The sequence below is a fragment of the Silvimonas sp. genome (assembly GCF_031291215.1).
Classification (GTDB): Bacteria; Pseudomonadota; Gammaproteobacteria; order Burkholderiales; family Chitinibacteraceae; genus Silvimonas; species Silvimonas soli.
The window spans coordinates 57482-83433 of the sequence record NZ_JARLJK010000066.1; the positions used below are offsets into that span (position 1 = coordinate 57482).

The following is a 25952-nucleotide window of genomic DNA, read 5'->3' on the forward strand; positions in this document are numbered from 1 at the left end:
CTGCCTTTTGGAGTGAACGAATGAATGACGCCCCGCTGATTCACCGCGCCAGCCCGGAAGGCAAAGTAAAATCCGGCCGCCGCCCGCATGCGGTGACGCCCGCTACCGTACTGGCCTTCTGGTTTGGCTGTCCGGATGACCCCGATTTCGGCCAGCCGCGCAAAGTGTGGTTTCAGGCCGACGACATGTTCGACCACGCCATTCGCCGACATTTTCAGTCCGCATTGGTGGATGCTGGCAAGGGCAAGCTGGATGGCTGGGCGCAAGATGCCAGTGGTGCGTTGGCACTGATCATTTTGCTGGATCAATTTCCGCGCAATTTATATCGCGGTACCACGAAGGCCTTTGCTTTTGATGAGCGTGCCCGCCACTGGGCACAGCTGGTTATTGAACGCGGCTGGGATCAACAACTTGCCCCGATCCAGCGCGTTTTCTGTTATTTGCCGCTGGAACACTCCGAACATTTGCCGGACCAGCAACGCTGCGTGGCGCTGATGCAGCACTGGAAAGATGACCCAGTCATGCAAGGCTATTACGACTATGCCGTGCGCCATCATGCGGTGATTGAGGAGTTTGGGCGCTTTCCACATCGAAACGCGATATTGAAGCGCGAGAATACGCCTGCGGAATTGGCGCACCTGGCCAAACCGGGTAGCGGGTTTTAACGCGGCCAGCGACCCATTTGATGCTGGATATTGGCCCCAAGGTGGATTGGCTGCGCCGAATCCACCCTACGATGTAATCCCGCGCAGCTCATCATCCTGATGTCGGGCCTGTTCGTGCATGACCACCTCCGACAACTGTCGTTTGAGCGCATTGAAGCCTTCCGCGCTGGGATCACGCGGGCGCGGAAGATCCACTGCCACATCCAGCTTCACTGTGCCGGGCCGGTATGACAACACCACAATCCGGTCGGCCAGATAAATTGCCTCTTCGATGCTGTGCGTCACAAACAGCACGGTCTTGCGCCATGTGGCGTGAATCTTCAGAAGTTCGTCCTGCAAGCTGCGGCGCGTGAGTGCATCGAGCGCGCCGAAGGGTTCATCCATCAGCATGATGGGCGAATCCAGCGCCAGAATGCGGGCGATGGCCACACGCTGGCGCATGCCACCCGATAAATCTTTAGGGAAGCGCTCCCTAAACTCGGTCAGCTTGAGCGTATCCAGTAACCGATCCACGGTGGCAGTGATCTCGGCGGCGGGTGTTTTGCGTATCTGCAAACCAAAACCGATGTTCTGCGCCACCGTCATCCACGGAAACAGCGCGTACTCCTGAAGCACCATGCCGCGATCCGGCCCGGTGTCTGTGACCGCAACGTCATCCACCAATACTGCGCCGGAAGTCGCCAGCGAGAACCCGGCTACCGCGTTCAAAAGCGTAGATTTGCCACACCCGGATGGCCCCAGCAAGCAGACAAACTGCCCGGCCGGGATATCCAGATTGATATCCTGCAGTGCCAGCACGTCACCGCCAGCCGAGCTAAATACCTTGCTGACTTGCTGGATGCGGATTTGCGTCTCAGCGGCCATCAGTTATCCCCTGTCCCGTTCCAGCCCGCGATGCCAGCGCAAAAGATGCTGGTTGAGGCGGCTCATCACCGTATCAATCGCCAACCCGATCAGGCCAATGCTGAACATGCCAGCGATAATCTTGTCCGACCAGAAATACTCGCGTGCTTCCAGAATGCGAAAGCCCAGTCCGTTGTTCACCGCGATCATCTCCGCCACGATCACCACAATAAACGCCGTACCCATGCCGATGCGAGCGCCAGAAAGGATGTACGGCGTAGCGGCAGGCATGATCACCCGGGTAAACAGCGTGTAACGGTCTGCGCCCAAGTTGCGCGCCGCCCGTAAGTAGATTTCGTCCACATGCTGCACGCCCGCTACCGTGTTCATCAGAATCGGGAAGAACGCACCAATGGCAATCAGAAAGATGGCGGGCGGGTTGCCCAGACCAAACCACAAGATAGAGAGCGGGATATACGCGATAGGTGGGATGGGCCGCAACAACTGGATCAGCGGATTAAACCAGTCATTTACGCGCTGGCTGGCGCCCATGGCTAAACCCAGCGGCAACGCCAGCACCGCGCCAATGGCAAAGCCGCTGATCACCCGGCCCAGGCTACCCATGGCGTCGTGAATCAACTCGCCAGAAAAAATCCAGGCCAGCTTGCCGCCTTGCGCCGGATCAAAGGGCGCGGCTGGCGCCAGATAAGCCGACCAGCGCACCAGCACCTGCCACGGCGACGGCAACACCTGCGCATTCACCCAGCCCAGCATTGCGGCACTTTGCCATGCCACCAGCAGCGCCAGCGGGACCCACAAACCACGCAACCCGATCCGCAGTTTCGATTCAGCCACGGGCACGCCTTATTTCACATTGAGGGATTTTTTGGCCTGGTCCAGCAGATCAAGCTTGACCCAGTCTTTGGCCACCGGCGGCTTGGCCATGCGCCCTACGCCATACTTCACCATGAAGTCGGTGGTGGTCTGGATATGCTCGGTAGTCAGTTCGTAGGCGAACGGCGAATTGGCAATGGCATCCTGGTAATCGTCCGCCGTAATCTGCCCCTTGAACATATTGGTGCGCACATAGTTCTCGGCCAGCTTGGGATCGTCCATAAAGACCTTGGTGGACTGCACAAAGCATTGCATGAATTTTTGCGCCAGCGCGCGGTTGTTGTAGAACTTCTCGGTCATCACCAGCGTGCGGATGGGCTCACCCATTGGCGTGTCATAAGGCTTGAGCAGTTCAGTGCCAAAGCCTTTGTTGATGGCTTGGGACGCTTGCGGCTCGGATTGCGCCATGGCGTCGATCTGCTTTTGCATGAGCGCCTGGTTCAGATCGGCAAAGGGCAGATAAACAATCTGCACGTCTTTGCCCGGCTGGTCAGACCAGCTCAAACCGACTTTGGCCAGTTCAGCCAGCAATAGCAATTCCTGCGCGCCGCCACGGGCCACGCCGACTTTTTTGCCTTTGAAATCCGCCATTTTTTTGATGGGTGAATCTTTCGCCACCACGATGCGTGCGCCGCCTTTGGCAAAACCGGCTACAGCATAAATCGGCGCGCCGCTGGCACGCCCGGCAATGGCGGCATCCGCAGCGCTGGCAGCGACGTCAATCTCCCCCGCCATGATCGCCGGGATGATATCGAGCCCCTTGGCAAACATGCGCTCTTCAATCTTGATCCCGCATTTGGGTGCGATTTCTTTCATGTAGGAGATGGCGCCGTAGTGGGCAAACTTGAGATTGCCCAAGCGGATCACGTCACCGTCTGCGTGTCCCAGAGCACTGATCAACAAACTGCAGGCGCCAGCCAGAATCCAGCATGCTTTCATGCGTCACTCCGTAACCAGGTTCATCAACAACGGAAAACCGGGCTGGCGATGTTGACTGCCAGGCTCCTTGCTTTCCAGGCTAAAAACTTGCTACTTCATGGACTTGTGCCGCAGCCTGGCTTGGAGATGCAGGGCGCGAGCACAACAAATGCATGTAACCATTGTGGCTGAACTACGCCAATTTCGCAGAATGTGATGGCCAGCCCGTCGCAATTTGCACAACGCTCACCGGCTCAGGCAATAAAAAACGGGCGCTATGGGGCGCCCGTTTCTGTCATTCAAATCAATAATTATTTAGTGCACTTGCGGCCCGGCGGGCACGGCGGCGGGGCCAGCAAACAGCTGCGCCACGTCTACGGCGTCGAACTCGTATTCCTTGCCACAGAATTCGCAAGTGACATCGACCTTGGCGCGTTCTTCGATCACGCTTTCCACTTCTTCCCGCCCTACCATCTTGAGCATGCCACCAACGCGTTCACGCGAGCAGGTGCAGGCAAAGCGCGGGGTTTGCGGATCGAACACGCGCACGATTTCCTGGTTAAACAGCCGATAAAGCACGTCGCGCGGAGTCAGGCCCAGCAGTTCTTCGTCGGTAATGGTTTCGGCCAGCTTTTGCACGCGTTCCCACGCATCAGCATCGCCTTTACCGGCGGGCATTTTCTGTACCAGCAAACCGGCAGCGCCACCATGCTGGCTGGTCAGCCACATGCGCGTTTCCAGTTGCTCGGAGTGCTGCATGTAATGCTCGATGATCTGCGCCACGGATTGACCCGGTTCATAGGCCACGATGCCTTGATAGGTTTCGCCTTCGTCCGGGTCCAGCGTGATCACAAACTTGCCTTTACCCAGCAAGTCGCCCAGCGCCACGTCCGGCACGTCGCCATCCCAGCGGGCAGTGGCGCGCAGCGTCATTTCGCTGGTGCACTCCACCACGATCAGCTTTACCGGGCCGGAGCCGTGTAGCTGCATGATCATGGTGCCTTCAAACTTGAGTGTGGCTGACAGCAGCGATGCGGCTGCCATCAATTCGCCAATCAGTTTTTGCAATACCGGCGGGTAGTTATGGCGGCTCATGACCTCGTTCACGGTGTCGTGCAACTGAACGATTTCGCCGCGCACCGGGGCTTCTTCAAATACAAAGCGTTCCAGAATGTCTTGCATGGTGTGTTCCTGAGTTCCTGCGTTCTGCCGATGTCCGTCCAGTCAGACTTGATCAGCGTTTGGCTAGCTTGACGGTGTAATTGGTCATGGGTAATGACGAATTCACATCAAAAGCACAACCGGCTTCCACCCCGATTCGGGCAAGGTCTGCCGCACCCAGTTCCGGGTTGTCGTAATGTGAGTGCATCGCGCCCAGGGCGTAATCGGCACCGCTGCCAATGGCCCAGAAGCGCTCGTACTCATAGACCTCGCGCAAACTGAAAATCCCGTAAATACCATGCGGATTGGCCATCAATACGGTCATCTGGCTGGATTCATACGGGTCGTTCTCTTCCTCATCGGTTTTGAGGAAGTAATCATCTTTCAATTTAGAATGCAGCTTGCGAAAGCTCTCAAAAATGGCCGGGCGACTGGAAAAATCCAGCGTCTTCGGTTTTTTGAGCACGGCTTGCAGCACCAGATCATGGGCGGCGCTGCCCGAAATGGCGAAATGCCCGCCATGCGATTCAAAAATCTTATTCCAATGCGCATCCAGTCCGGCACCCAGACGGGTTTCACCAAAAGTGGATTGGCTGTCGGCGGCAATGGCCACCTCGTTTCCTTTACGGACTACCACGACCGTGGTCATGCGGTTTCCTTGATAAATTCGATCAACGTCTTGAGTGCGTACACCACTGTTTTACCGCGCACGTCTTGCCGGTCGCCACTGAACAACTTGCGTTCGGTTTCAATACCAAACGGCGTCGCCCAGGCAAACCAGACCGTGCCAACGGGTTTTTCTGGCGAACCGCCGGACGGCCCGGCCACGCCAGAAACCGCCACCGCCCACTGCGCCTGCGCCGCTTCAACGGCACCTTGCGCCATGGCTGCGACCACTGGCTCGCTCACCGCGCCCACTTGTTCGAGGAACATTGGCGGCACACCCAGCATGTCGATCTTGGCGCTGTTGGCGTAGGTGACAAACCCGCGCTCAAACCAGGAGCTGGAACCGGGTACATCGGTAATCGCCCCGGAGATCAAACCGCCGGTGCAGGATTCGGCTGCGGTGACGCTTTGACCGCGAGCCAGCAATAGGCGGCCCAGTTCTTCGGCTAATTCGTAAGTGGGATAAATGGCGCTGGACATGGTTTTTTCAATGCGACTGAAAATGCAGACTGGAACGAGTTGTTAAACATTGGCCCGCGTGGTGCGGGCCAATCACTCAATCTCGTATGGGCTTAATCCACTACCAGCGGTGCGCTCGGCACTCGCAAGAAGTGTTCACGGTAGAACTTCAGTTCTTCGATCGACTCATGGATGTCGGCCAAAGCAGTGTGCTTGCCCTGCTTTTTGAACTGGCGATGAATCTCGGGCTGCCAGCGCTTGCACAGTTCTTTAAGGGTGGAGACATCCAGATTGCGATAGTGGAACCAGGTTTCCAGCTCGGGCATGCCGCGCGCCATAAAACGGCGATCCTGGCAGATGGAGTTGCCGCACATCGGCGAAGCACTTTTCGGCACGTATTGCGCCACAAACGCCAGCGCCTCGCGCTCCACGTCGGCCACGGTCAGGGTGGATGCCTTGATGCGGTCGATCAGACCGGAGCGGCCATGCGTGCCCTTGTTCCAGTCATCCATGGCGTCGAGCACGGAATCGGGCTGATGCACCGCCCAGGACGGGCTTTCTTCAACGATATTGAGCTGACTGTCAGTCACCACGATGGCCAGTTCGATAATGCGGTCGTTATCTGGATCCAGCCCGGTCATTTCCATGTCCAGCCAGAGCAGATGGTTCGGATCTTGTGCCATTGTGTGTTCCTGTCTGCCAATTAAATAGTTGATCGGCATTATAGCGCATCCACCTTCAGCCGCCCCGCAGCGCGCCGCCGAACTCCCCACGCGATATGCCCAACTTTGCCGAACGACCGGCTTATTTGCTTGCCGCAGCCTGGCTTACTTGACAATGACAGGACCATCAACAAGAAAGAAGGTGCATGGCAAGCATGCTGCGTCAGCAAAATCCTACGTGATTTGCGGCGCACCGATGCTTGTGAGAACACCTCGACCCCAAGACACTTTGCAGTCACCACCCCGCCACGCTGGCTGACTGCAAATAAACCATCAGCCCATTGGCAATCAGCACGCATTACCTGCAACGCCGAAATACCCGCAGTCCTGATCAACACACCACTGCGCCTTGTCCGGTTTGGCCAACGCAGTGATCGTTTGGCGCGATGTCTGATAGCAATGTCAGCCCGATCATCGCGTTCATGGAGGTTGCATGAAGCTGTTTGCTGATGCGCAGTCCTGTCCGCCCCAACCCGAACGGCGGCGCCTGCTGCTCGCCGCCGGGATTACGCTGGGCGCGCTGACTTTTTCCGGTAGCCTGGTGCGGCGCGTGTTTGCCGACACCACACCGCAAAGCGCGGCGTTTCTGAATCTCTCGCAGCTACTGACTGGTCGCAAACAGCTGGATGCCGGCATCGCGCAGCGCTTCTTCTCTGCGCTGGGCGCCCAGGACAATAACTTTGCCGACAAGGTCATGCAGATTGCGGGCGAAGCCCAGACCAACAGCCTGCACAGCGTGGATGAATTAGCCACCGCGCTGGACCAGAACAAGCCCGAACTGGCCAAGACGCTGCATTCCATTATTGGTGCCTGGTATACCGGCGTGGTGGGTGAAGGCGCCAATGCGGTGGTCATCACTTATGCCGACGCCTTGATGTTCGACCCGGTCAAAGACGCCACTGCCCCGCCATCTTATTGTCACGCCGCGCCGTTGTACTGGTCGGCCAAACCGCCATTGGTCTGACCCGAGGATCAACATGAGTGAAGAAAACCTGTCTGCCGATGTGATCGTGGTCGGCTCCGGTGTAGCTGGCGCGCTGGTGGCTCATCAATTATCCAGCGCTGGTGCGTCGGTGATCATGCTGGAAGCTGGCCCACGGCTTGAGCGCTGGCGCATTGTCGAGAACTATCGCAACGGCGCCAATAAAGATGACAACCAGCGCCCCTACCCCGCCTCAAAACACGCGCCACATCCGGAATACGGCCCGGACAATAATTATCTGATTCTGAAAGGGCCAGACGCCAAATCCTACGCCTCGCAATATCTGCGCGTGGTCGGCGGCACCACCTGGCATTGGGCAGCTTCGGCCTGGCGTTTTTTGCCTAGTGACTTTCACATGAAAGAGGTCTACGGCGTGGGGCGGGACTGGGGCATCAGTTATGACGATCTGGAGCCGTGGTATTACCGGGCAGAACTGGAACTGGGCGTATCCGGCCCCAACGATGGCACCGATCTGGGCTCGCCACGCAAGCAACCGTATCCGATGGATCACCTGCCGCTGTCATACAACGATCAGCGCTTTCACGATGTGTTGAACGCCAACGGTTTCAAGCTGGTATCCGAACCGGTCGCCCGTAACAGCCAGCCCTACGATCAGCGCCCGACCTGTTGTGGCAATAACAACTGCATGCCGATCTGCCCCATTGCCGCCATGTATAGCGGCATCGTCCATGTGGCCAAAGCCGAGCGCGCTGGCACGCGACTGCTGACCAATGCCGTGGTGTACAAGCTGGAAGTGGACGCTCACGACAATATCATTGCCGCCAATTACAAAGACCCGGACGGCAATAGCCATCGGGTCACTGGCAAGTATTTTGTGCTGGCCGCCAACGCGCTCGAATCCGCCAAGATTCTGTTGATGTCCAAGACCGAGAAGTTTGCCAACGGGCTGGCCAACAGTTCAGATCAAGTCGGTCGCAATTTGATGGATCACCCGGGCACCGGCGTGAGTTTTATCGCCAACGAGCCACTGTGGCCGGGGCGCGGGCCGATGGAGTTAACCTCGATTGTGGATCATCGTGACGGAGATTTTCGCCGCGAGTGGGCCAGCAAAAAGCTGCATCTGAACAACCAGTCGCAAACCCGTGCTGCGACAGCCAAAGCGTTGTCTATGGGTCTGGTGGGTAAAGCGCTGGATGATGAAATCCGCCGCCGCGCTGCGCATATGGTGAACATCAACAGCTTTCACGACATTTTGCCGGAGCCGGAAAACCGGCTGGTGCTGTCTGACCAGAAAGATCCGCTGGGTCTGCCACGTATGGAGATCACCTACAAAATTGGCGATTACACCAAGCGCAGCGCCGAACATACGCACGAGTCCTACGCCAAAATCGCCGCCCTGTTTGGCGGCGAGGAAATCGAGTTCCACGATGAGTTCGCCCCCAACAATCACCTGATGGGCTCGGTGATCATGGGCAAGAATCCCAAGGACTCGGTGGTGGATGGCGACTGCCGGGCGCACGACCACCCGAACCTGTATCTGGCCACCAGTGGGGTAATGGCCTCAGCCGGCAGTGTGAATTGCACGCTGACCATTGCCGCGCTCTCGCTGCGCATTGCCGATACGCTCAAGCACGCTTTGGGCAAATCCAGCACCTGAGGAATCCGACACCATGTTGATCTGTGCTGTTTTTCCCGCCTGGCGTGCGGCTGGCCTGGCTGTTTTGCTGGCGACGTCTTCCCTGGCATTGGCCGACGCTTTGCCCAGCCCGGAACAAATAAAACACGGCGAGTATCTGGCGCGTGCCGCCGACTGCATCGCCTGCCATTCCGTGCCCCACAGCAATAAACCGTTTGCCGGTGGCTATGGCATTGCTTCACCGCTGGGCACGATCTATTCATCCAATATCACGCCGTCCGTTAATGGCGGGATTGGCGATTACACGCTGGCCGACTTTGATAACGCACTGCGCAAAGGCATACGCAAAGACGGTGCGCATCTGTACCCGGCGATGCCGTATACCTCTTATGCCAAGATGACGTCTGACGATGTCGCCGCGCTGTATGCCTATCTGATGCATGGTGTAGCGCCGGTCGATGGCGCTGCCCGCAAAACCAGATTGCCGTTCCCGTTCAATATCCGCTTGTCGATGGCGGTGTGGAACGGGTTGTTTCTGGACCCGAAACCGCTGGAAACCGACTCCGCCAAAAGCGCGGAATGGAATCGTGGGCGCTATCTGGTAGACGCACTGGAACATTGCAGCGCCTGTCATACCCCGCGCAATGTGTTCATGGCGGAGAAACAAGGCGCAGCATTTGCTGGCGGCCAGCTGGGCGCATGGTACGCGCCGAACATTACGTCGGATGCCACCAGTGGCATTGGTGGCTGGAGTGATGCCGAGCTCATGCAGTATCTGAAATCCGGCCATGTGCCGCGTAAAGCAGCGGCAGCCGGGCCAATGGCAGAGGCGGTATCAAATAGTCTGAGTTATTTGACCGATACCGACTTGCAAGCCATTGCCACCTACCTGAAAACCATCAATCCGGTTCGCGACGGCAACGATATCAAACCGGCCTTTGCCTGGGGCTCCCCTGCCAATGATGACGCGGCATTACGTGGTACCTCTGGCGTGACTCAAAGCAGCAAGCCCACCAGTGCCGCCGAACTGTTCAGCGCCAATTGCGCCAGTTGCCACCAAACCACCGGCAGCGGCACTAGCGACGGCGCTTATCCTTCACTCAGTAACAACACCACGCTGGGCCATGCCAATGCCAGCAATCTGATCGCCGCCATCTTGTATGGTGTTGACCGGCCATTGCCTGATGGTCGCCACGCGTTCATGCCTGGCTTTGGCCCCAACAGCCTGGTTAACCCGCTCTCTGATACCGATATCGCTGCGCTGGCCAACTACACCTTACGCCAGTTTGGCAACGCAGCGGTTCAAGTCACCGCAGGAGACGTCACCACCGCGCGAAAAGGCGGTGAGCCACCACTACTGGCCAAGGTGCCCAAAATCTTGCCCATAGTACTGGTGGTGATTGCGCTGCTGGTTGTGCTGGCCATCTGGCGTGGCATGCGTCGACGCAGGCTGCGGGTGATTCGCGCCACCCCGGCGCCGCACGCGAGTTAAATTGCAATGGCGCTGGGGTATACCAGCACTGCAGCCCGCGTTGCCGGGCCGCAGTGCTGCCGGGCGGGTCGCAAAATGTGGCATACTCAAACAACATGTTTGCCCGGCAAACGCTTCCCACTCATGCATTCCAGCCACGCCAGAATCGAATGACAGCTTCCCAGTTTTCCGCCTTGTTTGTGTTTGCCCTGGCCGCCAGCGTCTTGCTGCAATTGTGGCTCGCCGCGCGCCAGATCAATCATGTCCGCCGCAACCGTAGCGCCGTGCCCGAAGCCTTCGCCGGTAGCATCACGTTAACTTCGCACCAGCGTGCCGCCGATTACACGGTGGAGAAAACCCGCTTTGGCATGATCAGTACCGTGTTCGAAGCGATCATGCTGGCCGCCTTCACCCTCGGTGGAGGTATCGAGTGGTTGATGCACATTGCGCAAGGCTGGTTTGGCAATGGACTGGCCGCCGGCGTATGCATGATCGCCATGCTCGCAGTTATCCAGACCGTGCTGAGTTTGCCGTTTTCCTGGCACAGCACTTTCGGTATCGAAGCGCGTTACGGCTTTAACCAGAGCACGCTCGCCGTGTTCTGGGGCGATTTGCTCAAAACCGCCGGGATCGCCGCAGCGCTGGGTTTGCCGCTGGTGACGCTGGTGCTGTGGCTGATGCAACAAATGGGCGCGCATTGGTGGGTCTGGGTCTGGCTGACCTGGATGGGTTTCTCGCTGTTTGTAATGTGGGTGTTCCCGACCTGGATTGCGCCGCTGTTCAACAAGTTTGAACCGCTGCCGGATGAAAGCCTGCGTTTGCGTATCGAAGCATTGTTGAATCGTTGTGGCTTTGTCGCCAGCGGCATTTTCATGATGGATGGCTCCAAGCGATCCAGCCATGGCAACGCTTATTTTACCGGTCTGGGCAAAACCAAACGCATCGTGTTCTTTGACACGCTGCTCAAACAACTGGACGGCGACGAGATCGAAGCCGTGCTGGCCCATGAACTGGGACACTTCAAGCGTCGTCATATCGTCAAGCGCATCATCTGCACCTTTGTGCTGATGCTGGGCCTGTTGTGGGTGCTCGGCCAACTGATGCAGGAAGCGTGGTTTTACAACGGTCTGGGCGTACAAACCCAAAGCACCGCCGCCGCGCTGACGCTGTTTTTCATGGTGCTACCGGTGTTTACCTTTCTGTTTGCGCCGATTGGCTCGTGGTTGTCGCGCAAGCATGAGTTCGAGGCCGATGAATATGCCGCGCAGCAATCTTCTGCCCGCGATCTGATCAACGCCCTGGTCAAGCTCTACCGTGACAACGCTTCAACGCTGACGCCCGATCCACTGCATAGCGTGTATTACGACAGCCATCCGCCCGCCAGTTTGCGCGTGGCGGCACTCAAGCGCCTGGCCTGAAACCGGACGGCCCGCCGCTTGTTTTAAACCGATATTTTGTGTGATTCAGGAAGCAATGACCTTTACGCCCGACTTTAGCCGTACTTTGTGTCTGACCTCGCGATGAGCGATAGCGCCCGCATCATTGCCAGCCATGGCCGCGCCTACATCATCGAGTTACCCGATGGCCGCCGCCTGAGCGCTAGCGCCCGTGGCAAGAAAACCGACTTTGCCTGCGGCGACAATGTTGCCATCAAGGTGCTCAATGACGAACAGGCGGTGATTGAGAAAGCGCTGGAACGCAAAACGCTGTTGTATCGCTCGGATCAATGGCGCTCCAAGCTGATCGCCGCCAACGTTACGCAAATTGCCATCGTGGTGGCGCCGGTTCCCAGTTATCTGGATGAACTGATTGGCCGCACGCTGCTAGCTGCCGAATCGCAAGATATTGAACCATTGATTGTGCTGAACAAGTGCGACCTGCCTGAGGCCGTGAAAGCCCGCGAAGCACTGCGCTATTACGAAACGCTGGGTTATCCGCTGCTGGCCTTGTCGGCCAAAGAAGATGTCTCGCCGCTGCGAGCCAAGTTGCAAGGGCACACCTCCGTGCTGGTCGGGCAATCGGGCATGGGCAAGTCGACCTTGCTCAACGCGCTGATCCCGGAAGCCCGTGCGCGGGTGAACGATATTTCCACCGCACTGGATACCGGCAAGCACACCACCACGCACGCCACCCTCTACCATCTTGATGAGCAATCGGCGCTCATTGACTCACCCGGCGTGCAGTCGTTCGGGCTGGCGCATCTCAAAGAAGAGACACTGCCCAATCTGATGCCGGATTTACGCCCGTACGTTGGGCAATGCCGCTTCCACAACTGCCGGCATCGCCACGAGCCCGATTGCGCCATACTCAATGCAGCCAAAAGTGGCGCAATTGCCCAATCCCGCATGGACTTGCTCCACCGCCTGCAAGACGAACTGGCCCAGGTCAGCACCTGGTAATTGTGCGCCTGGCACGTCCGCAAAGTTGCTCAACACAGGGAATTGATATGACAATCAAGTATGCTGAGCACGTTACACCTGTCATCCTTGATCGTGCGCGCTGCGCGATGCAGTGATTTTGATATATTGATATAGCCGTAACCTGCAAGCTTCGACATGCCCGCACAACGTGCCTTACATCTTTATCGCCAGACCCAGCACGCCGGTGACGACGAGCGGGTAACTCGTCATGCGCCGCTAGTGAAGCGCATCGCCTACCATCTGGTATCGCGCCTGCCCGCCAGCGTGGATGTTGAAGACCTGATCCAGGTGGGTTTGATCGGACTGATGGAAGCGGCCCGCAATTTTGATCCGGCCGCCGGGGTGCAGTTTGAAACCTTCGCCTCGCAGCGCATACGCGGCGCCATGATCGATGAGTTGCGCAACGCCGACTGGGCCTCACGCCAGACCCGCCGCAACATGCGCGAGATCGAAACCGCATTGAGCGCACTGGAACACAAGCTCGGCCGCGCACCCTCCGAGGGCGAAGTGGCCAAATCCATGGCGCTGCCACTGGACGAATACCAGCACATGCTGGCCGAAGCCCGTGGTCATCAGTTGGTGTACTACGAAGACTTTGAAGACGAAGACGATCACAGCAGTTATCTGGATCAGTTTACGGCCGATCATAAAGCCAACCCGTTTACCCAGATTGCCGACGCCGGGTTTCGCCAGACCTTGGTCGACGGCATCGGCAAATTGCCAGAACGTGAGCAATTGGTGATGGCGCTGTACTACGATGAAGAACTGAACCTGAAAGAAATCGGCGCAGTGCTTGGTGTTACCGAATCGCGTGTCTCACAATTGCATAGTCAGGCCGTTGCCCGATTGCGCGTGCACCTCAAAGACTGGTTACATCGCTGACACGCGGATATCGCCCACAATAATTTCAACGACAAAAACCCACTCAGCGCATGGATAAAATCAGTGTTATCGGCCTTATTCTCGGTGTGGTCGCCATTACGCTGGGCCAATGGCTGGAAGGCGGCCACATTGGCTCGCTGCTCCAGTTCACCGCATTCCTGATCGTGATCGGCGGTACCGCCGGTGCGGTCATGCTGCAAAGCCGGGTATCCGACTTTGTCGCCGGCATGAAAATGGTGAAATGGGTGTTTGTGCCGCCGGTGCATGACTTTCGCCGCATCCTGAACACGCTCACCACCTGGAGCCAGCAAGCACGCCGTACCGGTTTGCTGGGGCTGGAACCCTACGTGCAAAGCGAGAAAGATCCATTCGTGAAACGCGGCGTGCAAATGCTGGTGGACGGCGCCGAACCCGAAACCATCCGCCGCTCGCTGGAACTCGATATTGATGTGTGGGAATTACACGCCCGTAGTGCGGCCAAAATCTGGGAAGCCGCTGGCGGCTACGCACCTACCATCGGTATTCTGGGCGCCGTACTGGGGTTGATCCATGTGATGGAAAACCTTTCCGATCCATCACGTTTGGGCGCCGGGATCGCCGTGGCGTTTGTCGCGACCATTTATGGTGTCGGCTCAGCCAACCTGATCTTCTTGCCTATCGCCAATAAACTCAAACTGCATATCGGCACCGAAGTTCGCCGCCGCGAAATGCTCACCGAAGGCCTGGTGACCATCGCCAGTGGCGAAAACCCGCGCATGCTGGAAAACAAACTCGCTGCTTATTTGTGAGTCACGCGGGTGACATAAAACACACCAACACCGCCCTTTGTAGTGCGGGCGCGACAACCTCTTTGCGCCGAGCCCGTTACTTCACCACATTCATCGCGTTTTACCTGGCCCGTTCGCGTTTGCCGCAGCGCTTGCCGCTATAATCGCGCTGTCGTTTCCAAGACTCAGGACCATGGCTTTCTTTCGCAAGAAAAACGTTCCCAACGCTTCCTCCCGTTCCGCGCTGCCGCCGCAACTGGCCAACCTGCTGCGCGAATCGTGGTGGTTGCTGCTGGTGGCTGCCGTGCTCTATCTGGTATTGGCGCTCTCCACCTGGCATCCGCAAGATCCGGGCTGGTCGCACAGCGCCACCCGTGCCGATGTTCACAACCGCGCTGGTTCATTTGGCGCCTGGTTATCCGACATCCTGCTTTCGGTATTCGGCTTTTCCGCATGGTGGTGGGTGGCTTTTCTGTTTGCCGCCATCTGGTGGGGTTATCGACGTCTCGATAGCGTGAGCGAGTCTTCCCGTCCGGTGGTTTTGCTGGCCTGTATCGGCTTTCTGGCGGTGATTTTGTCCAGCTGCAGCATGGAAGCGCTGCGCCTGCACTCGATTCATTTCAACTTGCCGCTCTCCCCCGGTGGTGTATTGGGCCTGGCATTGGGCGGCTGGCTGTTCCACACACTGGGCTTTACCGGCGCAACGGTCTTGTTGTTTGCGATGTGGGCGGTGGGCGTTTCTCTCTTCACCGGCTTGTCGTGGCTGGATTTGATGGAGCGCGTTGGCGGCGCCATTGAATGGGTCGGCTTCAAGCTGGTCGATACCTGGCACGCCACGCAGGATCGGCGGATCGGTCGGCAAGCATCGGTGGCACGTGAAGAACGCGTGAGCGTCGAGAAAAAGAAGAAAGACGAATCGCCGCCGCTGGTTATTTCTTCTCCGGTCATGGAAATCCCTGTCGCCAAGGCGGTGGTCAAAGCCGCTGAGAAACAAGCTGCGCAAGAACAAAAGAAAGCCGTCCAACCGACTTTGTTCGAGTTTGATGATATCCCTCGCGTGCCCGGCGAGGCCGCCCTGCCCGCGCTAAGCTTGCTGACACCGCCGGTGGCTTCGCAAGAAACCATCAGCCATGAAACACTCGAATTCACCAGTCGCCTGATTGAACGCAAGCTGGCTGACTTCAATGTGGAAGTCAAAGTCATCGCCGCTTATCCCGGCCCCGTAATTACGCGTTATGAGATTGACCCGGCAGTGGGCGTGAAGGGTTCGCAAATCGTGAACCTGATGAAAGACCTTTCACGGGCACTGGGCCTGGTCTCGATTCGCGTGGTCGAGACGATTCCTGGCAAGACCTGCATGGGTCTGGAATTGCCGAACCCGACTCGGCAGATGATTCGCTTGTCCGAGATACTCTCTTCGGAAGCCTTCCACGGCACCAGTTCCAGACTGACCATGGCACTCGGCAAAGACATCACCGGCAAGCCGGTGGTGACCGATCTGGCCAAGGCGCCGCACATGCTGGTGGCCGGGACAACCGGCTCGGGCAAGTCGGTGGGCGTGAACGCGATGATCCTGTCGTTGCTGTACAAGGCCACGCCGGACGAAGTGCGCTTCATCATGGTTGACCCGAAGATGCTGGAATTGTCGGTTTATGACGGCATTCCGCACTTGCTGGCCCCGGTGGTGACCGACATGAAGCTGGCCGCCAACGCGCTGAACTGGTGTGTGGCGGAGATGGAAAAGCGCTACCGTCTGATGAGTGCGATGGGCGTGCGTAACCTCGCCGGTTTCAACCAGAAAGTGAAAGAAGCTGAAAAGGCTGGCAAGCCGCTCACCAATCCGTTCAGCCTGACCCCGGACAACCCGGAGCCTCTGGAACATCTGCCGTTTGTGGTGGTGGTGGTGGATGAGTTTGCTGATCTGATGATGACGGCCGGCAAGAAGATTGAAGAATTGATCGCCCGCCTTGCGCAGAAAGCGCGGGCGGCGGGCATCCATCTGATCCTGGCTACGCAGCGCCCTTCGGTGGATGTGATTACCGGCCTGATCAAGGCCAACATCCCGACCCGGCTGGCGTTCCAGGTATCGTCCAAGATCGACAGCCGCACGATTCTGGACCAGATGGGTGCTGAAGCGTTGCTGGGCCAGGGCGACATGCTGTTCCTGCCCCCGGGCACCGGTTACCCGCAACGCATCCACGGTGCGTTTGTGGCCGATGATGAAGTCCACCGCGTGGTCGAGTATCTGAAGACCACCGGCGAGCCGGATTATGTGGAAGCGATCCTCAACGGCGGCTTTGATGCCGAAGCCGCAGCCAGCGGCGCTGGTGGCGCCTGGGCAGAAGCTGGTGGCGAAGAAACCGACCCGCTGTATGACGAAGCGGTGTCGTTCGTGCTCAAGAGCCGCCGGGCATCAATCTCGTCCGTGCAGCGCCAGCTGCGCATCGGTTACAACCGTGCGGCGCGGTTGATTGAGCAGATGGAAGGCGCCGGGTTGGTGTCTGCCATGGAGAACAATGGCTCGCGCAATGTGCTCGCTCCACCGGGCAATGAATACGCTGAATAAGGGTTGATTCGCCAGGAGGTTTGTAGGGAAGCTGAAACGCGCCGCTGCTAATGGTCAACATTGCGGTGGGTTCCAGCCGCCCTATATCGTCCTGGCTGGACACCTCCCCTGCCACAGGCTTAATATGCGCTCCGCGTACATACCGGAGACATCATCATGAGCCAGCAAGTCTTTCTGCGCGACGCCATGCGCAAACTGAACATGACCCGAGACAGCTTTGCCGATCGCATCGCGGCCAGCCGCAGAGCACTCGACACCTGGCTCTTGCCGGATGAATCTTCCGAATTTCGCACCATGCCGGAGATGGTTGAGCGTTTTGTCAGCGAGATTCTGCTGCGCGATACGCCTGCCACCGGATATACGCAGAGCGTAGAACCCACCTATTTGCGCGACCGCATTTCCGCCAATGGTCGCCCGCAACTACTATCGGTTGATCAGTTCACCCGCGAATCCGTTGGCGAATTGCTGCGCGTGGCCGACATCATGCAACCCATCGCCCGCCGCCAGAAAGTTTGCCGCGTACTGGAAGGGGCCGTGTTGGCCAATCTGTTTTTTGAAGCCAGCACCCGTACCCGCGTCAGCTTTGGCGCCGCATTTTGCCGCCTGGGTGGCAGCGTGTGCGATACCACGGGCTTCTCGTTTTCCTCGATGGCCAAGGGCGAGTCCATTTATGACACCAGCCGCGTGATTGCCGGTTACGCCGACGCCGTGGTGATTCGCCACCCGGAAAAAGGCTCGGTGGCCGAATTTGCCCGCGCCACCAATATCCCCGTGATCAATGGCGGCGACGGCCCCGGCGAGCATCCCAGCCAGGCCTTGCTCGACCTTTACACCATCGAAACGGAGTTCTCGCGCTTGGGCAAGCTGGTCGACGGCGCGCATATCGCCATGGTCGGCGATCTGAAATACGGCCGCACGGTGCATTCGCTGATCAAGCTGTTGTCGCTGTACCGCAATATGAAGTTCACGCTGATCTCGCCGCCGATTCTGGAAATGCCGCAATATTTGATCGAACACGCCAGCCGCAATGGCCACGTGATCGAACAAACCGCCTCGCTGGCTGAAGGCTTGAAAGGCGCCGATGTGGTTTATGCCACCCGCATCCAGAAAGAGCGCTTTGCCGACGAAAATCTGGAAGGCTACACGCCGGACTTCCAGGTCAACTCTGCCATCGTCAGCGCTTATTGCAAGGCCGACACCATCATCATGCACCCGCTGCCACGCGACAGCCGCGAGGGTGCCAATGACCTTTCCACCGACTTGAATCACGACCCGCGCCTGGCCATCTTCCGCCAGACCGATAACGGCATTCCGGTACGCATGGCCATCTTTGCCACGCTCCTCGGTGTGGAAGGGCTGATCCAGCGCAATATGCGCGACGTGACCTGGCGCGCGCCGCAACACGTTGGGCCGGACGATGCTGCCTTCTACACTATGGAGTGACCCAAACCTGCGAGGTAACTGGAATAATACTCAAGCCGTGCCGGTTCGATACCCGGCGCGGCTTGTTTCATTTGTTTGAACCCTGAATTGTTCCAACCCGGAGTCCGCCCGATGCCTACCCCTGCCGTACTGTTTGCCGGTTTGCTCTTCAGCCTGATCGGCATGGTGGCTTTTCGTTATGGCAAGAAACAAGGGATGTGGGCGCCAATGGTGATCGGCATCGGCTTGATGGTTTATCCGTATTTCATTTCGCAGACCTGGTTGTTGTACGTGATCGGGTGCGTGTTGTGCGTGGGATTGTTTGTGGTGCGGGTTTAGGGTGGGGTTGACTGGCGTGGTGACGGCACAATGCTGGGTGCCTTCGGCAAGGTTGTTTTGATACCCAGGGTGCCGGGTATCAAACGCTTTTAAAAAACGTGCAGAAGGCACTAACAAAAGCTTTTGGCGTTGCGGTAATCATATATCCCGAATCTCCTTAAGGCATGCAACCATTAGTTACTTCGCGGCTTACACCCACTCATCCAAGCGCATAGATCTCCCCACGGCTACTATCAAGAAGCCCTCCGGAAAACCTTCTCATGCACCCATTCGCCGACCCAATGGTGGAAGCCGTCTTCAGCGGCTACCCTGAACCCGCCCGCAGCAAACTGCTGTTCCTGCGCCAACTGATATTTGAAGTAGCAGCAGCCACGCCCGGCGTCGGTCCACTGCAGGAAACCCTTAAATGGGGCGAGCCCGCATATCTCACCAGCGTATCGGGTAGCGGCAGTACGGTACGCATGGCGTGCAAGGCAAAAACGCCAGATCAATATGCGCTGTACTTCATCTGCCATACCGGCCTGGTGGCCACTTTTCGCACGCTGTTCCCAGATGCGCTGCGCTTCGAAGGAGACAGGGCGATTGTGTTCGGGCTGGATAATGAAGTCCCGGTCGATGCCGTCGCGCTGTGTCTGAAAATGGCGCTGTCGTATCATCGCAAAAAAAGCGGCTGAGACTTGGCACGCAAACCTGCAAATAAAAAACCCCGCCGATCAGAGCGGGGTTGCTGCCAAAGAATGTCTGCACAGGGCAGCAAGGAGGGTCTCAAGTGTTTCCCCTTGGGCCGATCTGGATGGCGTGGTTATTTGGGCAGCAGAACAGTATCCACCACGTTGATCACGCCATTGGATTGGTACACGTCATAGGTGCTGATGTTGCCGACATCGCCTTTTTCATCCTTGATCACGATATTGTGCGGGCCGTTCCACATGGCCCACAGCATGCCGCCGCTGGCCGTTTTGAGGGTCGCAGTACCGTTGCCTTTTTCGATGGCGGCAGACAAGGCCTTGAAGTCATATTTGCCAGGAACCACGTGGTAGGTCAGCACTTTGGTCAGCGTGTCTTTGTTTTCTGGCTTCAGAAGCGTATCCACCGTGCCAGCGGGCAATTTGGCGAAAGCGGCATTGGTGGGAGCGAAAACGGTGAACGGGCCTTTGCTCTTGAGCGTATCGACCAAACCAGCAGCTTTGACGGCAGCGACCAGCGTGGTGTGATCAGCCGAGTTCACGGCATTATCCACAATGTCTTTGCTGGGGAACATGGCCTGGCCGCCAACGTCGATGGTGGAGTCGGCCTGTGCCAGCGGCAATGCCAGTGCGAGGGAAAGGGCGATCAGTGAGCAGAGCTTTTGCATGATGTTTCTCCTGGTTTATGTGGGCCTTGCATCTGGACATACGCAGCCACCATCGAACCGGATGCACCCGCAAGGCCTGATCACGAAAAAGCCTGGCAAGACCGGGGTCAGATAGCGCAAAAACGCACATGAAAAAGCCCGATGCTCATCCGCGAGGATGGCGCATCGGGCGTGGGCCTGAGAACGAGCGTTTTAGAGGTCGACCAGTTTACCCACCCACAACACCGGGCCAGTTGGTGCGCCAGTTGGCGAACCACCGTGGGGTTCCAGCGAGACCGCCAGCACGGCAGCCGATTGCATTTCTTTGGGTCGAACAACTTCGGTTGCACCATTGGCGGCAATCAAGCCCAGTGAGCGCGGCTTGCCACCTTCCGGAATCGCCCACAATTCCAGCGATTTATCCGCCGCAACCCGGTTACCCAGGTTTTCCAGCGTGGCAATCTTCAAGCTGCCATCTGGTGAAACGCGCGCCATCAGAGCAGCGGCGTGTGACTGCGGGTCTTGCAGCAAGGCCATATGGCCCGCGACTTCCACGGTCGACTTGGGTAAGGTCAACACCACGGCCAAGGCAATTGCGGCGGTAGCAAAACCACCGGCCAACAAGCGCCAAAGATAGATGCCTTGCCAACTCCACGGTGGCGCGGCCGGGCGCAAATCATGGATACGCCGGGTGACACCGCGCCAGACACTGGCCGGTGGCACGACCTGCGGCAAGGCGTAGATCAGCGGCAGCAGCTTTTCTTCGGTTTCGCGCACGGTGCGGCGCAAGGCAGCATCAAAGAACATCACCGCCTCAAAGCGGCGGCGGGCCTGGCCGCGCAAGGTGCCGATCACATATTCATCGGCCAGCTTTTGCTGGAGCAGCGGGTTGCGATAGTTCATGCCAGGCACCCCTTGAGCTTTTCCAGCCCGCGACGGCACCAGCTTTTGACTGTGCCCAGCGGCGCGGCCAGCCGGGCGGCGATTTCGCTGTGGCTCAGGTCGTCAAAAAACGCCATGGCGATCACCTGCCGTTGCACGGATTCCAGCCGTTTCAGGCATTCGGCGATACGTTTGCTATCCTGGTTTTGCGACAACAAACTCATTGGCCCCGGCGCTTCATCGGCCCAGGCATTGACGATGACGTCGTCGACATCCGGAACTTCCAGCTGCGGCTTGCGCAACCAGTCGATGCAATGATTACGCACAATGCGGCTCATCCACGTCAGTGGCTGGCTTTGTGCCGCCGAATAATCACCTGCGTGTTGCCAGATGCGCACATAACACTCCTGCATGACTTCCTCCGCCCAGTCTCGTCTTCTTAACATACGCAGCACGAGGGCAAACAGTTGCGGTGCAGTGTGCTTATAGAGTTGCTCCAGCGCTTTTTCATCGCCTTGGGCACAGCGGGCCAGCAACGGCGACAACGTTTCAGCGGTGACCATAGGCTGAACATCCTTGTGCTTTAAAGACGGCAAGACGGCGCATGGGCAAAGCGAATCCCTCAAACATGAGCAGGTGACGGGCTAATCACAGCGTGTATAGCAGATCGCTCGCCGTTCGGCAGATTTGTCAGCGCCAGCGCGGGTTAATCCAGGACAGTCAGCCCCAGTTCGTGCAACAACATGGCCGCTTGCGCAGAAGAAATGGTCGCGCCACGAAATGGCCGGGCGTCGATCAGCTTGAGGCCGCCCAGATCGACCTCGCGCAAGTCGGTGCCATCAAAACGGCAGTCTTGCAGATTGGCATTACGCAAGCTGCCACCAATAAACACCGCCTCGCGAAAATCTGCGCCGACCAGATCAGCATCGGAGAAATCCAGTCCTTGCAGCAGACATTTGCGAAACGACATGCCCTGCAAGAAGGCGCCGATCAACAAGGTGTCGGCAAAGGTCAGCCCCAGCGTGGCAGCGTCCTCCAGATGCGCGCCGGTCAGTTTGCAGTGCGTGAAACTGCTGGCTCCCAGCTTGGCGCGACGCCAGTTGGTGTTGTTCAGATCGCACTTCTCGAACACCGAGTCAGTCACATCCGCCGCTTTGAAGTCCGCCTGGCGACCCCGACAACTGATCCAGTGCGTATCACCCAATGCCGCCCCGGCAAAGGAGGCCTCCATGATGGCGCAGCGGGTAAAGTGGCAGCCACGCAAATCCAGCCGCGAGAAATCACCGCCTTCCAGATCACAGTCTTCCAGGTGCAATGGCGCGCCGGCTTCGTCCAGCAGGGCTTGCAGGGCGGCGCGGCCCAGCGTTTGCCAGGTAATGAGTTGCGGGGAAGAAGCAGAATCGGTCATGAGCTAGCCTGAATGAAAAGCGGGAACGCCGGGCGACGCCGGAACAGCGGACATTGCACTACACTGCGGTCACAACAACAGCAAACCGCACATCATGAAACTGGTCAAACAAGAGACATTCCTGGTCATTGCACTATTGGCAATGGTGATCGCCTACGCCGTCGAGCACAGCGTGCTGGCCGCCGGGCAAACCGCCGCATTGATCGCCTCGGTGCTTATTATTGCCGCCATTCTACTGGCTGCATTGCGGGTCGCCCACCACGCCGAAATACTCGCCGAAAAAGTGGGCGAACCCTACGGCACCATGATCCTCACCTTGTCCGCCGTACTGGTGGAAGTGGTGATTCTGGCGATCATGACCAGCCATACGCCCTCGCCCACCTTGATGCGCGATACGGTGTATTCGGCGGTAATGCTCGATATCAACGGCATTCTGGGGCTGGCAGCCATTCTGGGCGGGCTCAAGCATGGCGAGCAAAAATACAATGTGGATTCGGGTAACACCTACATCGTGATGATCCTGACCGCGCTGGGCATTTCGATGATCGTGCCGGAGTTCATCCCGCAAGGTCAGTGGCAGGTGTATTCGATCTTTATCATCATCACCATGGTGGCCATGTATGGCATGTTCCTGCGTCTGCAGACCGGGCAACACAGCTATTTTTTCAGCTATACCTATGGCTCGCGCACGCATGGCACCGACAGCGAAGAGGATGAGCATCAAGGTGGCAACACGCGCTTGTCTGCGGCGTTGCTGGTGGGTGGCTTGATCCTGATTGGCGCGCTGGCGGAAGTGATGTCCAAAACGCTGTCTCTGGGTTTGCACGGTACGGGCGTGCCGCCAATGACCGCCGCGCTGGTGGTGGCTGTTATCAGCGCCAGCCCGGAAATCCTCACTGCGCTGCGCTCGGCACTGGCCAATCGCATGCAGGGCGTGGTGAACATTGCGCTGGGAGCATCGCTTTCCACCATTATTCTGACGGTGCCCGTGATAGAGGGTCTGGCGTTGATTCGGGGCGAGCCGATTTATATGGCGCTCTCGCCCACGCAGACCGTAATGATGCTGCTGACCTTGCTGGCCGCCGCCATCAATCTGCATGACGGTGAAACCAACGCCATCGAAGGGCTGACGCACTTTGTCCTGTTCGCCACTTTCTTGATGCTGGCGGCGATGGGTCTGTAACCCGGCGCGGGCGGTGAATAACACCAGTAGCCGCCCTGCCAGCCAAGCCAGCACGTATAGTGTGGGCCTCAAGGAAACGACATTGTCATTGGGAGCAGGCCATGTCCGCCGCAACCACTCACCTGTTATTGATTGATCCGCAGAACGACTTTTGCGATATCCCCGGCGCAGCGCTGCCCGTGCCGGGCGCCAATGCCGATCTGCAACGAGTTGCCGATCTGTTGGCGCAACATGGCGACCGCTTTGACGCGATCCACGTCACGCTGGATAGCCACAATCCAGTCGATATAGCCCACCCACGCTGGTGGCGTAACGCAGCGGGCGAATCCCCGGCACCGTTCACGCTGATCAGCGTGGATGACGTCAGCGCGGGCAAATGGGCGGCGCGTGACCCGGCCCGGCAGGCGCAGAGTCTGGCGTATGTAAACGCTTTGGCCGCGCAAGGCCATTACCAGTTGATCATCTGGCCAGAGCATTGCTTGCTCGGTAGCTGGGGACATAACGTACATGCGGGCTTGCACGCGGCGCTGAACCATTGGGCCCGCGAACAAATGCGGCTGGTGCATTACCAGCTCAAAGGCATGAACGAGGCCACCGAACATTATTCGGCGATCAAGGCTGAAGTCCCGGACATCAATGACCCGCGCACACTGCCGGATGCGGCCTGGATTCATGCTCTGGCGCAGGCCGACACCATCGTTATCGCCGGTGAAGCGTTGTCGCACTGCGTGGCCGGAACAGTACGTGATCTGGCTGACCAACTGGGCCCGGACAACGTACACAAGCTGGTGTTGCTGACCGATTGCACTAGCCCGGTCAGCGGCTTTGAAACTCAGGGTGAAGACTTTATCCGGGAACTGACCGCGCGCGGCATGCGCACGGTGACCTCAAACCAGTTGTTTGGCTAAGCGCTCGCCTTGCTGATTGCGCATCCACACCGCGACCCCACCGGCGCCCGCCGCGCCAGGAGAAACGCATGACCGCTGTCGCCAATCCAGTCATCAATTCATTGCTGGATACCGATCTCTACAAGTTCACCATGATGCAGGAGATTCTGCACCATCAGCCCGAAACGCAGGCCGAATACACCTTCAAGTGCCGCAACCGGGCCGCGTACCCGCTGTCCACGCTCAAAGCAGAGATCGAAGCGCAACTGGATCACCTGTGCACGCTGCGTTTTTCCGAAGCAGAACTGGAATGGCTCGGCGCTTTGCGTTTTATTCACGGCGATTTCATCGACTTTTTGCGGCTGTTCCAGCTGCAGCGCAAGTTCATCACCGTATCAGTCGCAGGCACCGCGCCTGATGATCTGGCGATTCATGTCCACGGTCCGATGCTGCATTGCATGCTGTACGAAATCTACGTGCTGTCGATTGTGAACGAGGTGTACTTCCGCCATTTCGATCAAGTGGCGGCACTGGCAGCCGGGCGCGAACGGCTCGCCGCCAAAATCGATTTGCTCAAGCAGTTTGCCAAAGAGCCGCAAGCCCGCTCGCAATTCATCTTTTTCGACTTTGGCACGCGCCGTCGCTTCTCCCGCGACTGGCAAGAAGAGGTGATCGCCACGCTGGCACGCGATGCCAAACCCTTTATGCGCGGCACCAGCAATCTGCTGCTGGCCATGCGTTATGGCCTGACACCGATTGGCACCATGGCGCATGAATACATGCAGGCCTTCCAGTGCTTTGGCTCACGGCTGCGGGATTTCCAGAAAAACGCACTGGAACACTGGGTGCGTGAATATCGCGGCGACTTGGGTATCGCACTGACCGATGTGGTCGGGATGGATGCCTTCTTGCGCGACTTCGACTTGTACTTCTGCAAGCTGTTTGATGGCCTACGCCACGACTCGGGCGACCCGTACGCCTGGGGTGAGAAAGCCATCAAGCACTACGAGAAAATGCGTATCGATCCGGCGGGCAAGCAACTGGTGTTCAGCGATGGGCTGGATTTACAAAGCGCTATCGCCTTGTATCGCCACTTTGGTGACCGCACTCGGCCATCGTTTGGCATTGGTACCAATTTGACCAACGATTGTGGCGTGGAGCCATTGCAGATCGTCATCAAGCTCACCCGCTGCAACGGCCAGTTTGTGGCCAAGGTCAGCGACAGTCCCGGCAAGGGAATGTGCGAGGATGCCAACTTCCTCAATTATCTGTGTGATGTGTTCGAGATTCCGAATCGCGAGGCGGTGTTGCCGGGTTGAGTCACGCATAGTCGTGCAGGGCGGGTGCAACCCGCCATGCAATATTGAACAAGCCCTCGCTTTGATCGTGTTGTGACGCGGCGGGTTGCACCCGCCCTACATGAGGTTTGCAACGAACCCTCCCCAAATACAAAAGGCCAACCGCAAGGTTGGCCTTTTGCTTGAA

Annotated in this window: 26 protein-coding genes; 15 read left to right on the forward strand and 11 right to left on the reverse strand. The window is 58.0% G+C overall.

The window, feature by feature from the left end; genetic code table 11:
• Nucleotides 1-20: 20 nt before the first annotated feature.
• Nucleotides 21-665 (forward strand): DUF924 family protein, encoded by a 645-nt coding sequence (locus P4L78_RS08235; RefSeq protein ID WP_309327560.1) that lies wholly within the window; start codon nt 21-23, stop codon nt 663-665.
• A gap of 66 nt (nt 666-731) precedes the next feature.
• Here the strand turns inward: P4L78_RS08235 and P4L78_RS08240 are convergent, their stop codons facing one another.
• The 7 genes from P4L78_RS08240 to orn form a co-directional block, all read right to left on the reverse strand.
• Nucleotides 732-1529, reverse strand: coding sequence for an ABC transporter ATP-binding protein (locus P4L78_RS08240; protein ID WP_309327561.1), 798 nt, complete (start codon nt 1527-1529; stop codon nt 732-734).
• Between the two features lie 3 nt (nt 1530-1532).
• Nucleotides 1533-2363, reverse strand: a complete 831-nt coding sequence (locus P4L78_RS08245) for an ABC transporter permease (protein ID WP_309327562.1) — start codon at nt 2361-2363, stop codon at nt 1533-1535.
• A gap of 9 nt (nt 2364-2372) precedes the next feature.
• A complete protein-coding gene (locus tag P4L78_RS08250; protein WP_283150385.1) occupies nt 2373-3341 on the reverse strand; it encodes an ABC transporter substrate-binding protein in 969 nt (322 codons plus the stop codon).
• Between the two features lie 294 nt (nt 3342-3635).
• Nucleotides 3636-4502 carry an Hsp33 family molecular chaperone HslO gene (hslO, locus tag P4L78_RS08255; protein ID WP_283150386.1) on the reverse strand — a complete coding sequence of 289 codons (867 nt, stop codon included), beginning with the start codon at nt 4500-4502 and terminating at the stop codon, nt 3636-3638.
• A gap of 52 nt (nt 4503-4554) precedes the next feature.
• Complete coding sequence (locus tag P4L78_RS08260; protein WP_283150387.1) at nt 4555-5130, reverse strand: MFS transporter; 576 nt, start codon at nt 5128-5130, stop codon at nt 4555-4557.
• Nucleotides 5127-5627 carry a CinA family protein gene (locus tag P4L78_RS08265; protein ID WP_283150388.1) on the reverse strand — a complete coding sequence of 167 codons (501 nt, stop codon included), beginning with the start codon at nt 5625-5627 and terminating at the stop codon, nt 5127-5129. Before P4L78_RS08265 ends, P4L78_RS08260 begins: the two co-directional genes overlap by 4 nt.
• 92 nt (nt 5628-5719) lie before the next feature.
• Nucleotides 5720-6289: an oligoribonuclease gene (gene orn / locus P4L78_RS08270; protein ID WP_309327563.1), complete on the reverse strand. Its 570-nt coding sequence runs from the start codon at nt 6287-6289 to the stop codon at nt 5720-5722.
• A gap of 472 nt (nt 6290-6761) precedes the next feature.
• Between orn and P4L78_RS08275 the strand changes: the two genes are divergently transcribed.
• The 11 genes from P4L78_RS08275 (at nt 6762) to P4L78_RS08325 (ending at nt 19448) form a co-directional block, all read left to right on the forward strand.
• Complete coding sequence (locus P4L78_RS08275; protein WP_309327565.1) at nt 6762-7292, forward strand: sorbitol dehydrogenase family protein; 531 nt, start codon at nt 6762-6764, stop codon at nt 7290-7292.
• Nucleotides 7293-7305: 13 nt separating this feature from the next.
• The gene (locus P4L78_RS08280; RefSeq protein ID WP_309327566.1) at nt 7306-8928 is read left to right on the forward strand and encodes a GMC family oxidoreductase; all 1623 of its coding nucleotides are present in this window, start codon (nt 7306-7308) and stop codon (nt 8926-8928) included.
• Between the two features lie 13 nt (nt 8929-8941).
• Nucleotides 8942-10399, forward strand: a complete 1458-nt coding sequence (locus tag P4L78_RS08285; RefSeq protein WP_309327568.1) for a cytochrome c — start codon at nt 8942-8944, stop codon at nt 10397-10399.
• A gap of 149 nt (nt 10400-10548) precedes the next feature.
• Nucleotides 10549-11796 carry a M48 family metallopeptidase gene (locus P4L78_RS08290; RefSeq protein ID WP_309327570.1) on the forward strand — a complete coding sequence of 416 codons (1248 nt, stop codon included), beginning with the start codon at nt 10549-10551 and terminating at the stop codon, nt 11794-11796.
• 102 nt (nt 11797-11898) lie between these two features.
• Nucleotides 11899-12777: a ribosome small subunit-dependent GTPase A gene (gene rsgA, locus P4L78_RS08295; RefSeq protein WP_283151404.1), complete on the forward strand. Its 879-nt coding sequence runs from the start codon at nt 11899-11901 to the stop codon at nt 12775-12777.
• 156 nt (nt 12778-12933) lie between these two features.
• Nucleotides 12934-13680, forward strand: a complete 747-nt coding sequence (locus P4L78_RS08300) for an RNA polymerase sigma factor FliA (RefSeq protein WP_283150394.1) — start codon at nt 12934-12936, stop codon at nt 13678-13680.
• A 50-nt stretch (nt 13681-13730) separates the two neighbouring features.
• Entirely contained in the window at nt 13731-14468 is a 738-nt protein-coding gene (locus tag P4L78_RS08305; RefSeq protein ID WP_283150395.1) for a flagellar motor protein, read from the forward strand.
• 172 nt (nt 14469-14640) lie between these two features.
• Nucleotides 14641-17013 carry a DNA translocase FtsK 4TM domain-containing protein gene (locus P4L78_RS08310; RefSeq protein WP_309327571.1) on the forward strand — a complete coding sequence of 791 codons (2373 nt, stop codon included), beginning with the start codon at nt 14641-14643 and terminating at the stop codon, nt 17011-17013.
• A gap of 156 nt (nt 17014-17169) precedes the next feature.
• Nucleotides 17170-18456: an aspartate carbamoyltransferase gene (locus tag P4L78_RS08315; RefSeq protein ID WP_283147931.1), complete on the forward strand. Its 1287-nt coding sequence runs from the start codon at nt 17170-17172 to the stop codon at nt 18454-18456.
• A gap of 111 nt (nt 18457-18567) precedes the next feature.
• Complete coding sequence (locus P4L78_RS08320; RefSeq protein WP_283147930.1) at nt 18568-18774, forward strand: hypothetical protein; 207 nt, start codon at nt 18568-18570, stop codon at nt 18772-18774.
• Between the two features lie 260 nt (nt 18775-19034).
• Nucleotides 19035-19448: a DUF1801 domain-containing protein gene (locus P4L78_RS08325; RefSeq protein ID WP_309327573.1), complete on the forward strand. Its 414-nt coding sequence runs from the start codon at nt 19035-19037 to the stop codon at nt 19446-19448.
• A 128-nt stretch (nt 19449-19576) separates the two neighbouring features.
• Here P4L78_RS08325 and P4L78_RS08330 read toward each other — a convergent pair whose 3' ends face one another.
• From P4L78_RS08330 to P4L78_RS08345, 4 genes are all read right to left on the reverse strand, one after another.
• Nucleotides 19577-20128, reverse strand: coding sequence for a fasciclin domain-containing protein (locus tag P4L78_RS08330; RefSeq protein ID WP_283147928.1), 552 nt, complete (start codon nt 20126-20128; stop codon nt 19577-19579).
• 192 nt (nt 20129-20320) lie between these two features.
• Nucleotides 20321-21010 (reverse strand): anti-sigma factor domain-containing protein, encoded by a 690-nt coding sequence (locus P4L78_RS08335; RefSeq protein WP_283147927.1) that lies wholly within the window; start codon nt 21008-21010, stop codon nt 20321-20323.
• Complete coding sequence (locus P4L78_RS08340) at nt 21007-21552, reverse strand: sigma-70 family RNA polymerase sigma factor (RefSeq protein WP_309327575.1); 546 nt, start codon at nt 21550-21552, stop codon at nt 21007-21009. Before P4L78_RS08340 ends, P4L78_RS08335 begins: the two co-directional genes overlap by 4 nt.
• A 143-nt stretch (nt 21553-21695) precedes the next feature.
• Entirely contained in the window at nt 21696-22397 is a 702-nt protein-coding gene (locus tag P4L78_RS08345; RefSeq protein WP_309327577.1) for a pentapeptide repeat-containing protein, read from the reverse strand.
• A gap of 94 nt (nt 22398-22491) precedes the next feature.
• Between P4L78_RS08345 and P4L78_RS08350 the strand changes: the two genes are divergently transcribed.
• The 3 genes from P4L78_RS08350 (at nt 22492) to pncB (ending at nt 25786) form a co-directional block, all read left to right on the forward strand.
• Nucleotides 22492-23580, forward strand: a complete 1089-nt coding sequence (locus P4L78_RS08350; RefSeq protein WP_309327578.1) for a calcium:proton antiporter — start codon at nt 22492-22494, stop codon at nt 23578-23580.
• 101 nt (nt 23581-23681) lie between these two features.
• On the forward strand, nt 23682-24488 hold the full coding sequence (locus tag P4L78_RS08355) for a hypothetical protein (protein WP_309327579.1): 807 nt from the start codon (nt 23682-23684) through the stop codon (nt 24486-24488).
• 68 nt (nt 24489-24556) lie between these two features.
• A complete protein-coding gene (pncB, locus tag P4L78_RS08360) occupies nt 24557-25786 on the forward strand; it encodes a nicotinate phosphoribosyltransferase (protein ID WP_309327580.1) in 1230 nt (409 codons plus the stop codon).
• Nucleotides 25787-25952: the final 166 nt, after the last annotated feature.